The organism is Microbacterium sp. NPDC089188, assembly GCF_040685155.1.
GTDB lineage: Bacteria > Actinomycetota > Actinomycetes > Actinomycetales > Microbacteriaceae > Microbacterium > Microbacterium galbum.
On sequence record NZ_JBFBHH010000002.1, the window covers coordinates 209,102 to 226,884 of the forward strand.

At 64.4% G+C, this 17,783-nt stretch carries 23 protein-coding genes; 9 read left to right on the forward strand and 14 right to left on the reverse strand.

Going from position 1 to position 17,783, the window contains the following annotated elements; genetic code table 11:
- Positions 1-124: 124 nt before the first annotated feature.
- From AB0N80_RS07140 to AB0N80_RS07165, 6 genes are all read right to left on the reverse strand, one after another.
- Positions 125-2,380, reverse strand: a complete 2,256-nt coding sequence (locus AB0N80_RS07140; protein ID WP_363578306.1) for a hypothetical protein — start codon at positions 2,378-2,380, stop codon at positions 125-127.
- Complete coding sequence (locus AB0N80_RS07145; RefSeq protein WP_363578307.1) at positions 2,377-2,589, reverse strand: hypothetical protein; 213 nt, start codon at positions 2,587-2,589, stop codon at positions 2,377-2,379. Before AB0N80_RS07145 ends, AB0N80_RS07140 begins: the two co-directional genes overlap by 4 nt.
- Positions 2,590-2,604: 15 nt before the next feature.
- Positions 2,605-2,799, reverse strand: coding sequence for a hypothetical protein (locus tag AB0N80_RS07150; protein ID WP_363578308.1), 195 nt, complete (start codon positions 2,797-2,799; stop codon positions 2,605-2,607).
- A gap of 38 nt (positions 2,800-2,837) precedes the next feature.
- Positions 2,838-3,461 carry an MT-A70 family methyltransferase gene (locus AB0N80_RS07155; protein WP_363578309.1) on the reverse strand — a complete coding sequence of 208 codons (624 nt, stop codon included), beginning with the start codon at positions 3,459-3,461 and terminating at the stop codon, positions 2,838-2,840.
- Positions 3,462-3,998: 537 nt separating this feature from the next.
- A complete protein-coding gene (locus tag AB0N80_RS07160; protein ID WP_363578310.1) occupies positions 3,999-4,295 on the reverse strand; it encodes a hypothetical protein in 297 nt (98 codons plus the stop codon).
- A 354-nt stretch (positions 4,296-4,649) separates the two neighbouring features.
- Complete coding sequence (locus tag AB0N80_RS07165) at positions 4,650-5,027, reverse strand: hypothetical protein (protein ID WP_363578311.1); 378 nt, start codon at positions 5,025-5,027, stop codon at positions 4,650-4,652.
- 92 nt (positions 5,028-5,119) lie between these two features.
- Between AB0N80_RS07165 and AB0N80_RS07170 the strand changes: the two genes are divergently transcribed.
- Positions 5,120-6,550, forward strand: a complete 1,431-nt coding sequence (locus AB0N80_RS07170; RefSeq protein ID WP_363578312.1) for a hypothetical protein — start codon at positions 5,120-5,122, stop codon at positions 6,548-6,550.
- Positions 6,551-6,727: 177 nt separating this feature from the next.
- Here the strand turns inward: AB0N80_RS07170 and AB0N80_RS07175 are convergent, their stop codons facing one another.
- The gene (locus AB0N80_RS07175) at positions 6,728-7,528 is read right to left on the reverse strand and encodes a hypothetical protein (RefSeq protein ID WP_363578313.1); all 801 of its coding nucleotides are present in this window, start codon (positions 7,526-7,528) and stop codon (positions 6,728-6,730) included.
- A 173-nt stretch (positions 7,529-7,701) separates the two neighbouring features.
- Between AB0N80_RS07175 and AB0N80_RS07180 the strand changes: the two genes are divergently transcribed.
- A complete protein-coding gene (locus AB0N80_RS07180) occupies positions 7,702-8,040 on the forward strand; it encodes a hypothetical protein (RefSeq protein ID WP_363578314.1) in 339 nt (112 codons plus the stop codon).
- Positions 8,041-8,172: 132 nt separating this feature from the next.
- On the forward strand, positions 8,173-8,652 hold the full coding sequence (locus tag AB0N80_RS07185; RefSeq protein WP_363578315.1) for a DUF3846 domain-containing protein: 480 nt from the start codon (positions 8,173-8,175) through the stop codon (positions 8,650-8,652).
- 74 nt (positions 8,653-8,726) lie between these two features.
- Here AB0N80_RS07185 and AB0N80_RS07190 read toward each other — a convergent pair whose 3' ends face one another.
- Together AB0N80_RS07190 and AB0N80_RS07195 are read right to left on the reverse strand one after the other, a co-directional pair.
- Entirely contained in the window at positions 8,727-8,960 is a 234-nt protein-coding gene (locus AB0N80_RS07190) for a DUF2188 domain-containing protein (protein WP_363578316.1), read from the reverse strand.
- An 82-nt stretch (positions 8,961-9,042) separates the two neighbouring features.
- A complete protein-coding gene (locus AB0N80_RS07195; protein ID WP_363578317.1) occupies positions 9,043-9,468 on the reverse strand; it encodes a hypothetical protein in 426 nt (141 codons plus the stop codon).
- Between the two features lie 234 nt (positions 9,469-9,702).
- Here AB0N80_RS07195 and AB0N80_RS07200 point away from each other — a divergent pair, with 234 nt between their 5' ends.
- A complete protein-coding gene (locus tag AB0N80_RS07200; protein ID WP_363578318.1) occupies positions 9,703-9,939 on the forward strand; it encodes a helix-turn-helix transcriptional regulator in 237 nt (78 codons plus the stop codon).
- A gap of 197 nt (positions 9,940-10,136) precedes the next feature.
- Here the strand turns inward: AB0N80_RS07200 and AB0N80_RS07205 are convergent, their stop codons facing one another.
- From AB0N80_RS07205 to AB0N80_RS07215, 3 genes are all read right to left on the reverse strand, one after another.
- On the reverse strand, positions 10,137-10,640 hold the full coding sequence (locus AB0N80_RS07205; protein WP_363578319.1) for a hypothetical protein: 504 nt from the start codon (positions 10,638-10,640) through the stop codon (positions 10,137-10,139).
- A gap of 38 nt (positions 10,641-10,678) precedes the next feature.
- On the reverse strand, positions 10,679-11,389 hold the full coding sequence (locus tag AB0N80_RS07210) for a hypothetical protein (RefSeq protein ID WP_363578320.1): 711 nt from the start codon (positions 11,387-11,389) through the stop codon (positions 10,679-10,681).
- Positions 11,390-11,564: 175 nt separating this feature from the next.
- A complete protein-coding gene (locus AB0N80_RS07215) occupies positions 11,565-12,377 on the reverse strand; it encodes a GIY-YIG nuclease family protein (protein WP_363578321.1) in 813 nt (270 codons plus the stop codon).
- 179 nt (positions 12,378-12,556) lie between these two features.
- Between AB0N80_RS07215 and AB0N80_RS07220 the strand changes: the two genes are divergently transcribed.
- The gene (locus AB0N80_RS07220) at positions 12,557-13,291 is read left to right on the forward strand and encodes a hypothetical protein (protein ID WP_363578322.1); all 735 of its coding nucleotides are present in this window, start codon (positions 12,557-12,559) and stop codon (positions 13,289-13,291) included.
- A 444-nt stretch (positions 13,292-13,735) separates the two neighbouring features.
- A complete protein-coding gene (locus tag AB0N80_RS07225; protein ID WP_363578323.1) occupies positions 13,736-14,164 on the forward strand; it encodes a hypothetical protein in 429 nt (142 codons plus the stop codon).
- On the opposite strand, the gene AB0N80_RS07230 is transcribed toward AB0N80_RS07225, so the two are convergent.
- Both AB0N80_RS07230 and AB0N80_RS07235 read right to left on the reverse strand, forming a co-directional pair.
- On the reverse strand, positions 14,161-14,601 hold the full coding sequence (locus tag AB0N80_RS07230) for a GIY-YIG nuclease family protein (protein ID WP_363578324.1): 441 nt from the start codon (positions 14,599-14,601) through the stop codon (positions 14,161-14,163). The genes AB0N80_RS07225 and AB0N80_RS07230 overlap by 4 nt on opposite strands.
- Before the next feature lie 33 nt (positions 14,602-14,634).
- Positions 14,635-15,525, reverse strand: a complete 891-nt coding sequence (locus AB0N80_RS07235) for a hypothetical protein (RefSeq protein ID WP_363578325.1) — start codon at positions 15,523-15,525, stop codon at positions 14,635-14,637.
- A gap of 186 nt (positions 15,526-15,711) precedes the next feature.
- Between AB0N80_RS07235 and AB0N80_RS07240 the strand changes: the two genes are divergently transcribed.
- The 3 genes from AB0N80_RS07240 (at position 15,712) to AB0N80_RS07250 (ending at position 17,542) form a co-directional block, all read left to right on the forward strand.
- The gene (locus AB0N80_RS07240; RefSeq protein WP_363578326.1) at positions 15,712-16,041 is read left to right on the forward strand and encodes a hypothetical protein; all 330 of its coding nucleotides are present in this window, start codon (positions 15,712-15,714) and stop codon (positions 16,039-16,041) included.
- A gap of 196 nt (positions 16,042-16,237) precedes the next feature.
- Positions 16,238-16,723: a DUF3846 domain-containing protein gene (locus AB0N80_RS07245; RefSeq protein ID WP_363578327.1), complete on the forward strand. Its 486-nt coding sequence runs from the start codon at positions 16,238-16,240 to the stop codon at positions 16,721-16,723.
- A 90-nt stretch (positions 16,724-16,813) separates the two neighbouring features.
- The gene (locus AB0N80_RS07250; RefSeq protein ID WP_363578328.1) at positions 16,814-17,542 is read left to right on the forward strand and encodes a hypothetical protein; all 729 of its coding nucleotides are present in this window, start codon (positions 16,814-16,816) and stop codon (positions 17,540-17,542) included.
- Positions 17,543-17,783 lie beyond the last annotated feature (241 nt).

The following is a 17,783-nucleotide window of genomic DNA, read 5'->3' on the forward strand; positions in this document are numbered from 1 at the left end:
AGCGGGAGCGAAGTTCCGACGAGTGGACGGTCGGACGGACGGGCGACCGGACACGGCTCCCCTCTTCTCACGAGGTGCAGTTGGGGTGTCATGGGCGCACCTTGGGACGACGGAGTGCAAGTGCTCATGACGCGCCTTTCCGGCGGCGACCGATCAGCTCATCGTCCGCTGTGCCCCCGGCGCCGCCTCCTGTCGGTGCGGGCTCGAGAACGCGACCCTCGACGCCGACAACGGTGAGGACGATGTCATCGCTCGACACTGCGGGCTCAGGCGCCTCGGCTGCTGGGCTGCCGCTGCCGGACGGCGACGATGGTGCAGCCGGCGTCGCAGATGGCGGGGTGTCATCCCGGCCGTAGCGAGCGCGGCTTTCGGCAATGATCTGCTCCGGGTCGGAGATCGCTACCGGTGGCGGAAGGGTGACGGCAGAGAACCACCCCGTCTGCGTTCCGCGCGCAAGGAGGTCAACGTAGACGTGGAACGGTGGAAGCTTCATCACGTCCTCCGGGCTGAGCGACGAGTGCTTAGTGACGGCAGCTGCGTCGGCCGGGTCGGCTTGGAACTGGATCTTGTTCCTCGTGTTCGCTCCGATCCCGGCGAGCAGACTCGGGGGCATCTGCGAACGGTGCTGATGCGCGAGATGCCAGGCCACACCCATGGAGCGCGACTGCTCGAGCGCTTCCCCAAGATCTGATTCGTGCTTCACGAACATCTGCGCTTCGTCGAGGAACACCGACACCGGCGTGCGCTGCTCCTTCGGCACCCCGGCGCGGGCCAATGTGAGCTGCCAGAGTTGACTAACGATCAGTGATCCGACAAGCTCCGCCGCAACTGGTCCCAGAAGGCCCCGGTTCAACGGGACGACGAGGATGCGGGGCTTGGTGAACAGGTCGACGAGGTTGAACCGCGGCGCCGGCTGATCGAGCACCGCCCGGATTGACGGCCGGAGGAGGAATTGCCTCAGCCGGGTCAGGATCGGGCCGACCATAGCGGCGCGTGCGCCGGGTGTGGCGGCTTCGTACTGCGCCCAGAACCCGGCCAGTGACGGGTCGGTGATCCCGCCGGTGTAGGTGCGGCGGAACCGGTCGTCGGAGAGCAGGCGCGGCAGGTCTGCGAGGGTGGAGTCGTCCTTCTCGACGAGGGTCAGAAGTGCCGCGTGGATCGCGTCCGAGGTCCGTGGGCCAAAGACCGAGGGGAACAGCCCGCGGAACACCGCGAGCAGCCGATCAGCGATCAGTGGGCCTTCGTCGCCTGCCCCGGCGAGCGGGTTCAGGCCAACGACCGGTCCTGATGCCACTGGGTCGAGGACGATGACGTCGCCCGAACGGTGCGGGGGGATGACGGTCAGCGTGTCCATGGCGAGATCACGCTTCGCGTCGATCACGACCACGCTGCGTCCCGCCGCGATATCGGCTGCGATCAGGTTGAGGAGCACCGTCGACTTGCCGGTGCCGTTGGGCCCCATGACGTGCGTGTGGCGCATCGCGTCTTGGATATTCACTCCGACTGGCAGGTTCGGTCCCGGTGCACTAGTGAGGGCGAAGACTCGCTCCGCAGGAGGCGTGATCCCGGCGGGTGGTGCCAGGCGCCGCGGGTGGATCGGCGGCATGCCAGGCAGCGCCGCCTCACCCGTCGGCCAGCCGAGGACAGACAGCGCCTCCTCGGCCGTCAGCCGGAGTGGCTTACGCGCCGGAATGATGGCATCGTCGACGAGCTCGGGCCGGTCGGAGACAAGGTCGATCCGGGTCGAACCCGATTGCAGCTGCCGCAGCGCAGCGAGCATACCGTGGACGAGCAGACGCCGTCGCACCGGACTCGCGGCCGTAACGCCGAGGCGGATAATTGCTCGGAACCGGTACTGCCCGAGCTTGGAGCGCATGTCCGCGCGCACCTCGCTAGGGGCCGGACGAGCACCGCTGGTGACGAGGTCGAACAGCGACAGATTCGGGTCGACCGGGCTCGCAGGTGTGGGCTGCGGAGGGACGCTCGCGCCCAGAATGACCTGCAGCACCAGCACATCGCCCTTCCCGGTCGCCTGAGACAGAGCGGCGAACAGCGCACGGAGAGCGGCGCCGCTGGCATCGAGCGCGAGGCCGAGGTTCCGTTGTCGGATGCGAACGCGCCCGGCCCGTTCGACCTGGACACGCGGGGCGTCCAGCTCAGTGAGCACCGCGCCGGGCATCAGCCTGCGAAGCACGCTCCCAACCGCAGACCGCGTGACGTCACTTGCTCCGAGGAGATGACGGATGACGCCGGCCTCAGCACGGGCTTCGAACACGACTGGGCCGCGGGACTCGTCGGCCGCGAGACGTTGAAGAAGCCCGAGCGCCTCGACGTGGTCGAACGGTTGCGGGAAGTGCAGTTGCTGCCACGTCGGTCTCATGACGACACCTCGGGCTGTTCTGCCGAGGATGCGTCAACCTTCGAGCTGGCGACTGACGTGGCGTCATCGTCTTTCGCCTGCTCCATCGCGGCATGCTCAAGCAGGGCGCGGGCCAGCTTGGCGTAATCCGGAGTGGCCCGTCGCTCGGCGCGGACGCGGATGCGGTACTCGCGGCGGGGTCGTCCACGGCCGCGTTTGTGGCTACCCATGAGTGCCTCCCCGTGCTACCAACGGTCGCTGCGACGCTGTAGCCACCACACCGCGATCCAGGTCGCCGCTGCGATGGCGGCGAGGACGATGAGCCAGATGTAGATCTGCGAGATGAGCCAGACTGCCGACCACAGCAGCAGTGCGATCAGCAGCACGGTCCACGCGAACGCCACGACGGTGTCGAGGAATCTGCGATCGGGTCGAGGCATGAAGACTCCGTTTGTAAGTGATGTGAATGTGGGCGCGCTCAGGCATCGGCGGGTCCGTCCTGCTGACGGGCGTCGCTGGGCACCGGGAAGCCCGGGATGACAATGTCGCTGTCGACCTCGTTGCCCCAGACCCGCCAGCCGGGGAACGGACGACGGGCGAACAGCTCGAGATAGGGGCCGGGGCTCATACGCTGCACCATCTGGTGCACTTCCTCGGGTTTATGAGAGTGCGCCTGGCGAGGCAGCATCGCGAACGACCGCTGTCCACGGAACCGAACGGGGAGCTTGCCCTTCACGCCGAGCAGCAGCGTCTCGTGCGCGTGGCGGAAGTACTGGCCGAGGCCCATCTGGTCTTTGCCCCAGACGAATTCGTCCACGAACCGGAACCCCCAGTGCTCCATGACTTCCTCGGCGATGCGCCGGGTTGCGGGATAGCACCAGAGGTACAAGTGGGCGTTGTCTGCGGCGAGATCACCAACGGGCACCGCTCTGATGTCGTCGAGGGGCATCAACGAGTAGTGGTGCTCGGCGCCGTACTTCCCGCGCTGACCGACGTTGCCCCACGGCGGATCCGCAAGGATCGTGCAGGGCTTTTCCAAGTCGGCCGCGCCGGGCGGTGCGCCCTCGCTCGCGGTGACGGTTTCGGTGCTGATACTGGACATGGAACCCTCCTTCCTGCAGCCCGCTGTTAGATGTGCGGGCACGACGAACGTCGGCACGTGAGATCCACGTGTTGACGATGAGCCCGGGACTGCTGCCCCTAGTTATGACGGCTCGCGGCTGAGTCGTCCAGCGTCCGATCGGGCGAAATGGTTTGGCGTTAAGACTGGTTTAAGAATCGGCGGCGATGCCCGTCCGGTGTTTCGCCGGGCGGCGGCGTAGGTACCGCCACCCGACGATCGGCTACTACGAGGGCAGCTGTCCCCGCGAGAGGTACGCCGCTCGGATCATCTCAGCGCTCGCCTGGTTCGCGTGCACGCGTTCTTCGGCCAAAGCATCAGCGAGACGGAGAATGGTCCCGCGCAGCTCCTGCTGCTTGCGGTCCAGGACCGCCTCAATCTCTAGACGCCGCGCTCGCTGACGGGCGTACCGCCAGTCGACAACCCAAGAGAGTGCCCAGAGCGCTGCGTAAACCAACAGGACGAGTGCTCCGATCCAGCCGAGGAGCTGCAGGAGGATGAGCAGCACACCCAGCACGATCAGCGCCCCGCCGCACGCCGAGCTGCACCCACGGAGTAGCCGTAGATCGCGTTCTCGTACATCTCTCGCCCAGCTCCCGCGTCGCGCATGTGGAACTCCGCCTGACGCACCATGCCGGCAATGAGATCGATAACGTTCTTCGCGACGAAGGCTTCGGCCTGCTCCTTGAGCACATGCCCGTTGGCTTGGAGGGAGATCTCCGCCTCCTGCCTCCGCGCCTGTCGAGCGAGGCCACCAGTGAGATGCTGCCCCGTGACAGTGGTGTGTCCTCCGAAGAGAGGGATGAGGTCGGTCATGTTGGCTCCTTCCAGCCGGGTTGTTCGACTGGTTCTGGTCTAGCGGCGGTGGGATCGAGCGGTCACGCCGATTAACGACGTAACGTGCCGCGCCACCAAGTAACGCCTTCTGCAACGAGAAAAGCCCCGTTCTGGATATCTAGTACGGGGCGGGTGGCTCGATGTTCGGTGTTCAATCGGACGCGGAGACGTCCGTGTTGCGGTTCGACGCAAGGAATTGGTCGCGGGCGTGCTGGCGTGAGATGACGCGTTCGAAGACGTTCCTATTGAGGCCGGGGTGGGTGAGATCGGCCTCAGCTGGCAGGAGCGGCATGTCGATGGTGCGACCGGGATCAGCGTTTGCCTTGTCGTCCCCTATCTGGATTTCGCCAAGGTCGCGGTCGTCTCCATGCCGATATTCGGGCCGTCTGGGAGCGGCCGAGTCCAGCGTTCGCCGAATCGCCCGCGACGGAGCTGATCAGTGATCGAGATGATCGTTAGCAGCCAGTCCTCGTAGGTGGGACAGTGCTGTGACGCACCGCCTTCTACGAGCCAGATGAACAGGTAGTCCATCAGGCATGAGGGAGCGTCGGCTTCTCCGCAAAGACGTAGTCGCGCAAACACTGTCGACTGGTACGCCTCTTGTGGCAGTCCCTCATCGCTGGTGAACCAGTCGACAAAAGCGACCGTCGGGTCGAGGATCCACGAGTACGCGCTGGACTCGACGCGGTTGAACAGATCGTGTTGAGCCATGAGGAGCTCCTTCCAAATGAGGAGCCACCTCGAGCGAAGTATATCCGATATTGGGATATTTGTCAACAAGTGAGCGTGAGTATGCTGGCGCCGTGACACGCCTCGCCGATCTGCCTCCCCTCGAGGTCAAGGCGGTTCTCGCCGACCTGCGGACGCTTACTGCTGGGGTGAACGCGCGAGATGCTCGCATGGAGGGTGTGACTCGTTACGAACGGTTCGACCTGCTTGGCAGTCTCAATCAAACGGTGCGGCGACTGGTCGCGGCAATCAACCCTAGGGTGCAGTGGACCGACGCCGACACGGGTCGCATCATACGAGAGTTGCTAGCGACGACCTCTGATGATGACTTCTCACGACGCGGGCTGTTGGCCGTCAAGATCCTGTCTGGATGGCGGAGGGATCCGGAGACGAGCACGCGTGTATCACCGACCGATCCGAACGTGACCTGGGGTTATCACGTTGATCACAACCCGTCACTCTTCGCGGGCGGCGCGACCTTCCGCAGTAGCAAGAAGATCCGCCAGCTCTTCGCCGCGCCTCTATATGGCGGCAGCACCGCAAATCACTTCGTACGCGACCACCCGAACTTCTTCGCCATGGCCGAGGAATTCATAGACGAGGTGTTCCGCCGCGCAGAAACGCTAGCTCGTGACAGCGATCATCCCGCCAACCGTGCCACCCGGAGCCTTCCCGCTGAGCGAGCCCCGGAAGAACTTGAGCCGACAGAATCAGACGTCGTTGCTGGCAATGCTCGCTCAGAACCCGATGGAACGAATCCTGATCTGCCTAACCATGCCACCGAGCTCCAAACACGCAGCGGCGACGACAGTGAGACTGGCACTGAGCGGGCCGGCCGCCTTGGTTCTGCACAAAGCAGAGTCCGCACGGTCCTGCTCTGCGGTGCGGGCGTCGCTGCGATTGCTCTCGCGGTCGCGATGGGAACGGCAGCCACCGGCTGGATCGGCTCCTTGAGCGAAGCTCCGCCCGCTTCCTCGGCCGAGGGTGAAACTCAGGACGGCAGCCTCGCGCACTCCGATGACGTTGTCAGTACGTTCCACCAAGTTCCGCTCGATCCCCGTTGCCCCGCACCCCGACCGATGGAGGAGAATGCAACGCAAATCCTCCTCGCGGAGCCCGGTGGATGCTGGACATCGTCCGTGCGATTAACGGACGACTCACGTGTCTACGCCTTCGTGCTCCACAAGAACTCTTCCTCGGGTCAACAAGACGAGGTCACAGCTTCCCTACGGCTGCCAGACGGCGTTCGGGTGGTCGACAACTCAACTTACTGGGGGAACTATTCTCAGCCCACCGGCACCTTTGCCTTCAACGGTGAACTGGAGGGACACGGCGTTGATGCCGGTTCGTACGGACCGGGGGCCAACGTGTGGTGGCTCGTCGCGTTGGAGCGCGCTGATGAAGGTGACGCCTGCGCTCACGAGATCCGAGCTGCAGTAACCAGCAAGCAGCTGCCGAGACCCGCGGAGGTCTGGGCATACATCTCGGTTCTCCCCTGCGAGTGAAGCCGGCTCGACTCGAGGAGGAACTGCCGAGCTCGGTGCCATGAGTCAACCGATGGCCTTGTGGAACACGGATTCCTGCCGCAACCACAATGAGACTGTCGGCACGGTTGGGTAGCGGGTCGTCGGCGGTGGGTACGCGTTGCGAAGATCGTTGTGCGCGTTCGGTAGTTGCGGCCCTCATATCGAGCTCTGCAGTTGCAGCCAAGCTATGACCGCGGCAGCAAGCGTTGCGAGTCCGACCACGGCTGCCCCGATCCTCCGTCCGAGAGTCCAGAACGGACCCTCGCCGTGGGCTGTGGAACCGACAGTGGCTTCAGCGCCCGTTGTGGCGTGCGCGACGTTCACCCGCGCGCCTTTGCCGTGGACCACTATCTGCACGGCGTTTGAGGCTTGCTCCGCCGACGGCATGTCCGACGGCGATGCAGCGCTTCTTAGCTCCCCGAGAAGTTCCGCGAGCCGCGTGCGGACTTGATCGACAAGACCGCTCACGGCAGAGCGACTGACGCTCCAGTACACCGCGTTGGTTTGTTGGTGCGGGCGGTTCGGCGAGGACGCGTCCATCATCTGAGCGAGCTTCCGCTCCATAGGCAGAGCCAATCGCACGGTCTCATCGACACCGCTTCGGGTAGCCAGTGTTTCGATCTCCCCGATCCCTTGCGTGAACGGGGCCTCGTTCGTGATGTAGGGGCGCGCCACCTCGGGAAGCTGATCGGCCGAGATAGACATGTGCGAGACCTGAGTGAGACCAACGACTGCATCGACTTGGATCACCGCCGGCACTTTCCGATAGGCAGGCAGCGCCTCTAGTCCCACGTCGCCGTACCCTCGCAGCTCCAGGGTCGCCCACTCGCGCAGCTCTCGCGACCCTGCTCTTCCTCCGAGAATAACGAGCTTCCGCAGGACATCAGCTACCGGCTTCCCATCGAGCAGGTCGCGTTCGATCTCAGTCAGCAACCCGGTATTCGACGACTCGGCCATGCGTCCACTGTGCCACTCAAAGCCGACATCAATTCTCGGAGGAGCGGTCCGATCGGACGCTTGCGATGGCGGACCGCTCGCTTTGTACTGAAGGCGGGAGCTCGTTGCCGGCATGCGGTCTGAAGAGAACCAACCGAGTTCTCGGCCGCACCTGTCAAGGAGGTGACCCGCTCATGAGCGAGTCCGAAGCACCACCCGCCCAACCAGCCACTGCGAACAACTCCGGCTACGGCCCGCTCAAGCCGTTGGCGGTTCGGCTGAACGAGGCGACGCGCACTCAGCTGGACATCCTCGCTGGTCTCAGCGACCGCACCGTCACAGACGAGTGCCGCCTCGCCATCGAAGCGTGGCTGGAGAAGGCACGGGCCGATCCTGCGGTGCAGGCGCGCGCTCAGGCGGTGCGCGAGGAAATCGAGCGAGAGGCGAGCACGAAGCGTGACGCAATCGCGGCGATCTTCGACACCACTGCGCGGAGCCCGACGGCGCCGCGCGGCCGGAACGTGACCGACTGATCGCAACCTCTCCGGCGGCCGGCTCGAGCACGTCCTTTCGGACGTCGCTCGCCGGCCGCCACATCTCGTTTGTGTCCAGCGACTCGGCGAGAACCGCCCCGGTTCTCGGTCGCAAACACAAAGGAGAAACAGATGGTGCGCGGCATCTTCATCCCAGCGTCCAACGGCCTCGACCTCGAGGTTCGCGATTTCGAAAGGTTGGAGGACTATCAAGCAGCAGTGAACGGGTGGATCGAGGCCGTCGACATCCCCACTCGCGGCAGCACGCTGTTCGTCAATGAAGAGGGGCTGATTCGTGGTCTGCCGGTGAATCGGCGAGCTACCTACCTCTGGTGGTTCCACGTCCCGGAAGCCGCGGGCCATTCGAGGTTGGCTGGCGACGCCGTCCTCGTTGGGATGCCAGATCGGAACGGTGCGGCGACCGACGTCCCCCGCTCCGTCGAAGGTCGGCTGCTCACTCCCAGGTCTTATCGCATCCGCACGCGAGAGCCAGAAGGCGACAATTGGCGCCGGGAACCGATAGTGCGCGAGGACTACTTCGAGACCATCATTTGGGCAACCCACCTTCGCGAGCTGTCGCCAACGGCGGAGCTGCGTATCGACGAGATGTGAGTTCCCCTCGTTCGCGGTACTCAATGCGGGCGGTGGTCATCAAACGATGACCACCGCCCTTCTCACGTCTCGGGTCAGCCCTTCGGGGGATAAGGATCCTTCTTGCCGACGGTGTCGGTATTGCGGATCTGGTTGTCGTCCTTCCGGTGATCGCGCACCTCACCGCCGCCGCTGCGGGTCGCGAACCCAACTGCCGCGTCATGCGCGTCCGCTTGCGTGTCGTAGTGACCTGCCGCCCGGGATGCGCCCGCCCGCTTCGCACCCCAATCGCCTCGACCCTTGTCGTACTGCACGTCGTAATCTGCCATGTCGGCCTCCATCGAGTAGTAGCTGGATGACAGATCCTAAAAGGCGCCTCCGACACACAGCGGTCAAGGCGGGGGTCCACTTTCAGCCGGTTTGGATCCCGAGCCACAGGTACTGATCAGTCGCCAGTATTCGCGCGAAAGTGTTGGTCTGAGGGTCCAGATGAAATTGCTGGGAGGCGCTGCAGCACTCCGCTCCCGACGCGACGGACTTGAGGCTGTCAGCAATCGTGTGGGAGCCGTAACCAGCGTCCGCGAGCTCGCGCGCCCATTGCTCCGCGATCGGCATATTCGCCGAGGAATCAGGAATGATCACCCATCTCGTGCCAGCTTCTGGATTCGACACGAACGTCTGCTGACAGATGTACGGCGAGTCGGTCGGGACCGCCGGGAAACCGTTGGCTGTCCACGCGTCCGGGTATGCCGTCAAGATCTCCGTGACCATCGTGTCGGGCGGGCTTGAAAGTCGGCAGTGCTCCCAGAGGGCGTCGTCACTGGTGAGGTCCTCCACGGGCGCGACCTCTTCGGCCGGGGCATCTGCCGGTTCTGACTCGCTGACGGACGATCCGGGCTCAGCGGCGGGCGGAACGCCGGTCGGCGAGGCGCACCCCGCAAGGAGAAGTATTGGGAAGACGGTGAGGGCGAGCAGGCGGCGCAAAGTGGACTCCCTTGGGTCGTGGGCAGGGTGACCAGGAGTGTATATCCGATTTTGGGATATGGGTAGCGTCAGTACTCGACTGGGGAAATGGAGAGCCGCTCAAGCCGAGACGAGTCCCGGCGTCTGCATGCGCTCCTCCGCACGATGCGCGAAGAGGCCGGCATCCGGCAGGTCGATCTGGCGCATATGCTCGGGGTCCCGCAGTCGTTCGTATCGAAATATGAGAGCGGCGAACGGCGACTCGATGTGATCGAGACGCGTGCGATCGCACGGGCCCTGGGGTCCTCGCTTATGGAAGTCATCGATAGGTTCGAACGCGAGTAACGAGACCAGGTGTTCCGCCATGCAGCACCCCGTCGACCGGTGTATCACGTTCGCAGGGCGTCAACGCGCACTCTCACCTAGCTGCCTGGCCCAACGGGTACCTCTGGGCCGATCGCGCCAGCTGGTCGGAATGAGCTGCCTCCGACCAGCGCGCCCGCTGAGTCGGAAATCACCTCGTCGCGTCTTGGGATGCCGATCTACAGTCGGCCCCGACTGATCAGCAGACGGATCCCTACCTGGAGCACGACCTCGACGTAGGGCATAGCCGCGATCGCCATCTTCGCGCCGCGGGTGGCATTCGACTGCTCAGCGATCAGCTGGTTGGTTTCCTCGGCAACTGCCTTCGCCTTGTCTTCGCTATCCGTCAGTTTGTCGATGAGATAGCGCCAACGTTCGTCACTGAGGTTGGGCTTGTTTAGCTCGCCAGCAATGATGTCGCGGGTCTCGCTGAGCGCCTCGAACGCCTGGTGGCTGTTCTCGTTCATCGCCGAGAGGGTGGTGCGGAGATCGTCTTCGACCACGGTTATCGCTTGGAGGGCGTATGCCTGGAGTCGCGGATTGGTCTTGATCAGGTGGAGCTGAAGCTCGGGAGTGGCCTCGCTTAGATGCTCTGCCAGCGCGACCACCTGTGCGTCCGTGAGGTCGTCGAGCGACTCCGCGCCGATCGCCTTCGCGACCGCGTCTTCGTTGTCGAGCGTCATCGTTCTCCGTTCGGCAGACAGGATTGTACCTCCCGACGTTACTGGCCCGCCCGCAGTTCGTTGACCTTCTTTCGCGCATCCGTCGCCGCCTTCTCGGCCTTCTTCGATTCCCGCTCCGCGCGTGCGATCGCGTCGTCGCGCTTCCGTCTCGCGTCCGCCATTCGCGTTGCGGCCTCAACGGTCTTTATGGAACTCACGACGCCTCGGGTCAGCTCGCACTCCGCGCACCACGCAGTCGAGAAGCTGGGGTGCTGGTTTGTGTGGTGGACGCTCTGCTCCACAACATGCCCGCAGGTCAGGGTGCGCTCCCAGACGTCGAGCTCTTCCTCGCGGCGCGGGCTGCTCAGGAGAATTCGGCTGATGTGCTCGTACTGCCCCGGTGACATTGGGATCGGTGGGCAGCAGTAGCCGCAATGGGTGGCGCGAGATCCGGACACGCTCCAGCGATGGGCTTCGCAGTTCGGATGCATCTCCTTGTACGTCGCTCGGTCGGCGTCATGCTCAATCTTCTGCTCGGGCGTCAGGTACATGGTGGCCGGCCAGCTGCCGAGGTTGTCGATGAACGGCAATCCGCAGCCGCGGCAGCGCTCGCCAGCCGCTGCCTGCTCGCGGGTCAGGCACATCCCCTTCTTCCGCCATTCGCGGCGCTTCGCTTCGTCGCGATGTGCCCTCACCTCTTCCTTGAGCGCGTTCGTCATATGGCGTTTGGCTGCACGCGCCGCCTTTTGTCCTTTGGTTAGCTTGGGCACGGCGGTCGCTCCATTCTCGATGTCGGGGAGGCTGAGACCGTACGGCTGGCTCGGCTCTGGAGGAAGGAAGATTTACTTCCTCAACGAGACGGTGACGAGCTCTGTTCCGGATCGAGAATCGACACCAGGACTCCGGCGCGACGATGCCCTCTAGGGTGCGGACACGCGTCTGGCGCTAGTTCCGATTGAGTCCGTGCCTACGACTGTCGAGCGCGTCCTTAAAGTGGCTCTCGGCGATGTCGACGTCGCGGGTTGGCGTGGACGGATCAAAGACACGCAGGAGCGAGAAGCGGAAGGTGCTCGGGTCGGCGCGACGCAGCTCGACGTTGCCGCCGTGACCGTTTGTGGCATAGGCATTCCAGCGCTGTCGGATGCTCTCTTCGCCGTCGGCCTTGCCGACGTAGTGCCGGCCATCTCGGGTGTCCGTGATGAGGTAGATCCCGACCACTGACGCGAGCGCGGTGCGCCACGAGGCGTAGCGGTGCTCCCGCATGACGGCCTGGAGCTGGACGTGACTCAGGATGAGACGGTCGAAGCCGGGGAACGGGATCGGCTCGGCGTCTGCAATGCCGACCACCGGATAGCTCGCAGCGGTGCTCGCGTTCATTCGCCAGGTGCGTGGTGACCGCCACCCAATGACCAGACGCTTCCGAAGGTCGGCCATGTGGTCGGACTCGAACACATCAAAGGATCGCCGGATGTCGTCGTAGGCGATCTGGCCGCGGTTCTCCACCACGGACCAGAAGCGTGCTTGGTCTCCACCCTCCTTGATGAACACCACCCAGAACCGTGGCGGCACTGCGGGAAACCGTCGCGTGTCCGAGGATTGCGTCGCGGTGTAGGACAAGATCTCGGCGTCGGTGGAGTCCGCGTGGAGTCCCCGGAGCCCGCTCTCTTCCGGCTCGGTCACGAAGGCGTGGCGGATGACGAGCGCCTGCGCGGGATCGATACCCGCGTCGATGAGTAGAGGACCGAGTGTCAGTGCCATGCGGGTAGCCCTTCGTGTTCTTGAGGCCTAGTTGACTGCTCTGCCTAGTGAACAGCACCCCCAGTAGCTCGGGCATTCAGATGGGAGCGGCCGCGGGCGCACGCGGCGTCGATATCGTGAGCGGGTGCGGAGCTTGCATCGCTAGGTTTCGCGGCCGATAGAACTCGAAGCAGAGGTGAATGATGCGCATTGTCTCGTACCGCCGCGGCTCTGGTCGCGCGACGAAGACTGCACGTGGGAACCTCAACGAGCTGGTGATGCTTATGGAAGCTGCAGTCGCCCTCGCAAACGTGGAGCGTTGGGTTCAAGAGTCCATTTCGGAGACCGCTCGCAACAAGGCTGGCACCTCGATCCTGACCGATGCGATCAAGAACGCCGGCAAGCGGGACTCGTACGAGGTCTCGGTAGTGGACGGCTTCATGCGCTTGGGGGCGGTGAGCTTTGCAGCGCACGGTTCGGAGGCAGTCTGGGAGCGCAGCTTCCCGACCGGCAAGAAGGGGCGACCGCTTTCAGTTGACGTGTGTCTATTTAACGGCAAGCGGAACGAGGAGGCGCGGGTCGAATTCGGCCTATACACGCTCGGAAAGCTGAAGAGCGACTCGAGAAAGCTCGCCGTAGACCTCTCAGCGCCGCAGCCGCATGCGGTCTCGAACTTCGTCATGCTTTGGCGGACTCGTGAGTCGGGGGTAACTGCCTCGGACAAGGCGTGGCGGAACTCCTGCATCAAGGATGCCGAGAGTGCGTCGACGACGACCTACGAGGTGAAGACGGAAGTGGCGTCTGAGCAGGACATGTTTGTGGCGGGGAGCTCTGATCGGCGTAAAGTGCAAGTGGCGCTCTTCTCGGTGGTCCGATTGGATGCAATCGGAACGGGGAATGCAGGCGCCGAAGGCGCCATCGATTTGCCACTTTGAAACAATTGGATGAGGCCATCTCGCATCGGCAAGCCATGCGGTGAGGTCACGCTGCTTGTAGGGGTGAAGGACTCGGTTCTGGGCGGCGCGATGAAGTCTGCCGCCTCAAGGTTGGCTCCTCGACCGTCAGGCGTGAACTTCTTGGTGTCGGTGACAGCGAAGAGGTACGGCGGTGCGCCCAGCCAATCTCGGATGAGTGCGCTGTTCGGCACCATGGCGGTGCCTTGCTGCGTTCAGTCGGCGCGGATCATGTAGGCGAGGTCTCTCATAGGTCAACGGTGGCAGGAGGGTCCGACATCGATACCGCTCGCTGCAATAGGTTCCGGACTCTTTGAGGTGAGCGGGGCGGCGTCGGCGCGGTGTGCGGGTGCGGCCGAGCGCAGGGCGACGCCTGGGCCGCGTAACGTCGCCTCCGCATCGCGTCGCACCTGCCACGATGACCTCATGGTTGTACGGGGAGAGCGAAACAGGGCGATCGTGGCGGAGGCCAGAGCCAGGATGCCTCGAGGAGAGCCGGCCTTTGGTGAGCCGGTCGAGGACCAAGACACGCCGCCGTTCAAATGGACCGGCAACCGGATTGCTTTCGCCTTGATCGCGGGAACCATCCTCTTTGGTGGGACCCTGTTCGGGATCTTCATCGTCCTTTACGCCCTAGCCATGAGTCTCCCTCCGGGCGTCTCGATAGCCATCGGCATCGGCCTGGTCGTCGCCGTGGGAGCCACGGGGCTGATTCTCCGCGGGTGCGGCGAGGTCGCAAAGGACGCGGACAAAGGCAAGCGTCTGAAGGCTACCGGCTACTTTTTCGGCGCGGCTGCGTACGCCGCGGTGGCGGTGGTCGGCCTGGCGAACGGGTTCGCTCAGCTTGCGGGCTAAGCGACGTTGATCGGCGAGCGGTGCGCGGCGAGGAGTCTTGCCTCCAGCGCAGCCGCGTCCTCTCGCGTGTCCGAGGTCATCCAGGCGAGCTCGCAGCCGCGGAGCCATCCGTTGACGATAGCCACCTGTTCGCCAGTCATCACGGTCGGGCGGCGGCGCGTGTACTCGCGGGCGAGGCCCAGCTCGCGGACCTCGACCCAGGACCGCAGCGTGCTCCGACTCAGGTCCAGGGACGTTCCGAGGTGTGTGACGAGACGCGACCGGAGATCCGACGCCTTGCCGAGGTAGACGCACTCCCCGTCCCGGAACCACGCGTACACCCCAGGCTGCTCCGGAACGTCGTTCCGCTGTACGTCCATCGCGAGGCGGCGGGGCTTCGAGAGGAGGTCGCTCCACTCGGGCGTGTCCGGGCCGATGACTGCCCCAGTGCTTCTCATGTCCCCAAACGTATCGGCGCTGGCCTCCGCGGCTCAGACGAACTCGATGTCTTCCTGCATCAGGTCCCACACGCGCTGGCGTTCGGCCGCCAAGTCGACCGGACGCCCCGCGGCGGTCTCGGCGACGCGGTCCAGCGGCCAGTCCGTCAGCGTGCCGTACCTGGCGGAGTAGATGGCGAGGCGCCGAATCTCGTACGCGTCCGAGTAGTCCAGGAGGGCATAACCGAGCAGCTGGTGGACGTGCTCGGGCTTGAGCACGTCGGGACGGTCGCCGGCCTTCGTCTTCGGCGCCAAGTTGGATTTGACGTCGACGAGCGTGCCGTCGGAGATCAGGTCCGCTTCCGCCGCGATACGCTGCCCATCGCCGGGCCTCGACAGATCGAACAGCGGGCCGAACACGGTCGGAGGTTCCAGCCGGGACATCAGGCGCTCCTCGATCAGCCCGCGGAGCGCCGTCAGCTCTCCGACAGCCTCGGGCGGCGCCTCTGTCATCATCAGCGACGCAGAGAACTCGCGTGCCCGCACCAACTCGGGAATTCGCGGAGCGACAGCGGCGCCTGCGCGGAACGCCGAAACGCACAGCGCGAGCCCCCATGCTGCCCTGGCCTGTGTCTCTCGGTCCGGGTCGTTCGCGAGCGCCACCAGGGCGGCCAACTCCTCGTGATAGCCCCCGTTGAAGGGAAAGAGCTGCGCGGCCGAGTCGGGCAGCTCTTCTGGTTCCGCGATGAGCCGCGGAATCAGGTCGACCGCTGTGCCGATCATCGTCGGGCTGGCACCGGCGCTATCGACGGCGAGGACGTCAGCGCGTGCCTTGTAGTCGGCCTGGATGGGCTTCAGGTTCGGGAACGTTGAGCGCAGGTATGCCCCGAGCGTCGTGTTGGCGTCCTTGAGATCCTGGCTGAACGTGCCGCGCGTCCTGTACATGCCTCAGACGGTATCGGTGACGGACGACATGGCGCCTCGCCCTGAGAGGTGCGTTGTGCAATCGTCAACGCAGGATTGACTTTCGCGATGTCGCGTTCATAATCAGCCGTCCACTCCTCGTCGGGCCGCGGTGTCGAGGATCCCAGCCGGGGATCATCCGCCGCTTCCGATGAGGAGGGCTCACCCATGAGTGAGAACGAACCACCTGAGGTGCCGGCGACGGCCCTCGGACCTGTCCGTCCGCTGTCCATCAGGATCACGGACGGCCCGCGGGCGCAGCTGGAAGTGATTGCCCAGCTGAACGACCGCGGCGTCACCGAAGAGATCTTTCTGGCGCTGGAGGCCTGGGTCGAGACCAGCAAGTCCGACCCGAAGGTGCTCCGGCGAGCCGAGACGGTGCATGCCGAGATCGAACGCGAAGCCCAGATCAGGCAGAGCGCGATCGAAGCCATCTTCGCGGCCGGCGCCGCGACCGGCGCGAAAGCTCCGGCACGCGGTCGAGGCCCGCAGACGTAGGTTGCCCCGGCATCTCGGTTCGAAAGGCTCCCTCCCCGTAGCTGGGGGACGGAGAGGGGCGGTCGTCCCGGAGATTGCAGTGCCACAGCGCACTCTCTCCGGGCGACCGCCCAAGTAGACCTCGTTGTCCGCCTGCGGCTTCCATCAGGAGAACCAACCGAGTTCTCGGCCGCTCACGACAAGGAGGATTGAAGTGGTGAGAGGACTACTCATCCCATCAGGCGAAGATCCGATCGAGGAACGGACGCTCGCGTCCCTTCCGGACTACCAATTAGCCGTCGACGGCTGGATCGAGGCAATCGATCTATTTGACGTCGGCATCACGATCTACGTCAACGAGGAGGGATTGCTGCGGCAGCTTCCGTTCAATCCGCGCGCGACGTTCCTCTGGTGGTATCACCAGGCAGCGGCGCGCCAGCAGACGATGCTCGTCGGTAACGCGCTTGTCGTCGGTCTGCCCGACCGGCACGGCGAGAGCACCGACGTGCCTGGCTCGGTCGCGGAGCTATTCTTTCGCCCCGGGCTGTGGCGCGTGGAGGTGCCAGACGACAGACGGACCAATCTGGTTCCGGAATCAGATGACCTACCAGGGCTACTGGGAGGCACTCGTCTGGGCGATGCTGACGCTCGAACGCTGGAAACCAGCGATCGACGTGCGCATCGTGCCCGTCCCGTGGGATGAGGTGATTGGTCAACCGACCTCGAACCCGACTGCCTGAACCTCGTCGTTTGGCGGCGGCCACCGATCCGAGCAACCCATCGTGGGCCTCGGGTGGTGGTCGTCGCCCATTTTCATTTCATCGCCCACGGCCTGTACGCAGTCTTCGTGCCAGCTACGGTCCTGTTCATGGGGAAGAGTGCGCGCGCTGCCAACGAGGCCAAGAATCGGGAGCGTCAGGGGCGGCTTCTGTCCACCCTGACCGGGATGATTGCCAAGCTGGGGGGAACCCGTTGCGAATGCGTCGAGGCCGCTGCGCTGTTCGTTGCAACGGCCGAACGACTCGGAATCCCCGTGCAGGCCCGCGTCGTATCCATTCTCGCGATCGACACCCAGGAGCACCGTGTTGCGATGACGGGAATCGCCGCCGGGGCGGAAGCAGAGCGCAGACTTGGCGCGACCGTCTTAGGTGCCCCGCCTGACGTGTCGGTCAATAGCTTCGAGCGCGCGGGTCACATGATCCTGACCAGCAGCGCGCTATCGGTGATTTTCGATCCCACCTTCCAACAGTTCTCGAAAGACCGGCTTCCTGCCGTCCCCATCAGCGGCCCCGTCAGCGATGTCCGGCCCGCCAGCGGCGAGCTCGTTATCGAATTCGATCAAGGACGTTTCGAAGTGACGTACTTCTTCGACGATGACAACGTTGGTACGCAGGAGGAATTCGAGTGGGCCAAGGCGCAGTGGTCCGAGGTGGCGACCCAGCTCGCTTTTCAGCTCCGGTCTGGAGCAACCGCAGCAACCTTGAGCTTCGAGGTCCCCTGGGAAGACCAACCAGCTCGGTAACCGACGGACCGGGTCAAACGAGTTAATTGACGGCCTTCAGCAGAGGCGAGCGCTCGCGTAGCTGCGCGCGTTGCTCCAATGATGTCGCCCATCCCGCCTGCTCGGCCTGGTTCGGTTGTTGGTGCGGTGATCTGGTCGCAGCAGCCGAGCAACGGACGCGCGGGCGTCGCTCACATCAATGTCGCTGGCCCCGCGCATAGTTGGGCTGAGATCAATGCACGAGGGCCTGCTGACACCTACA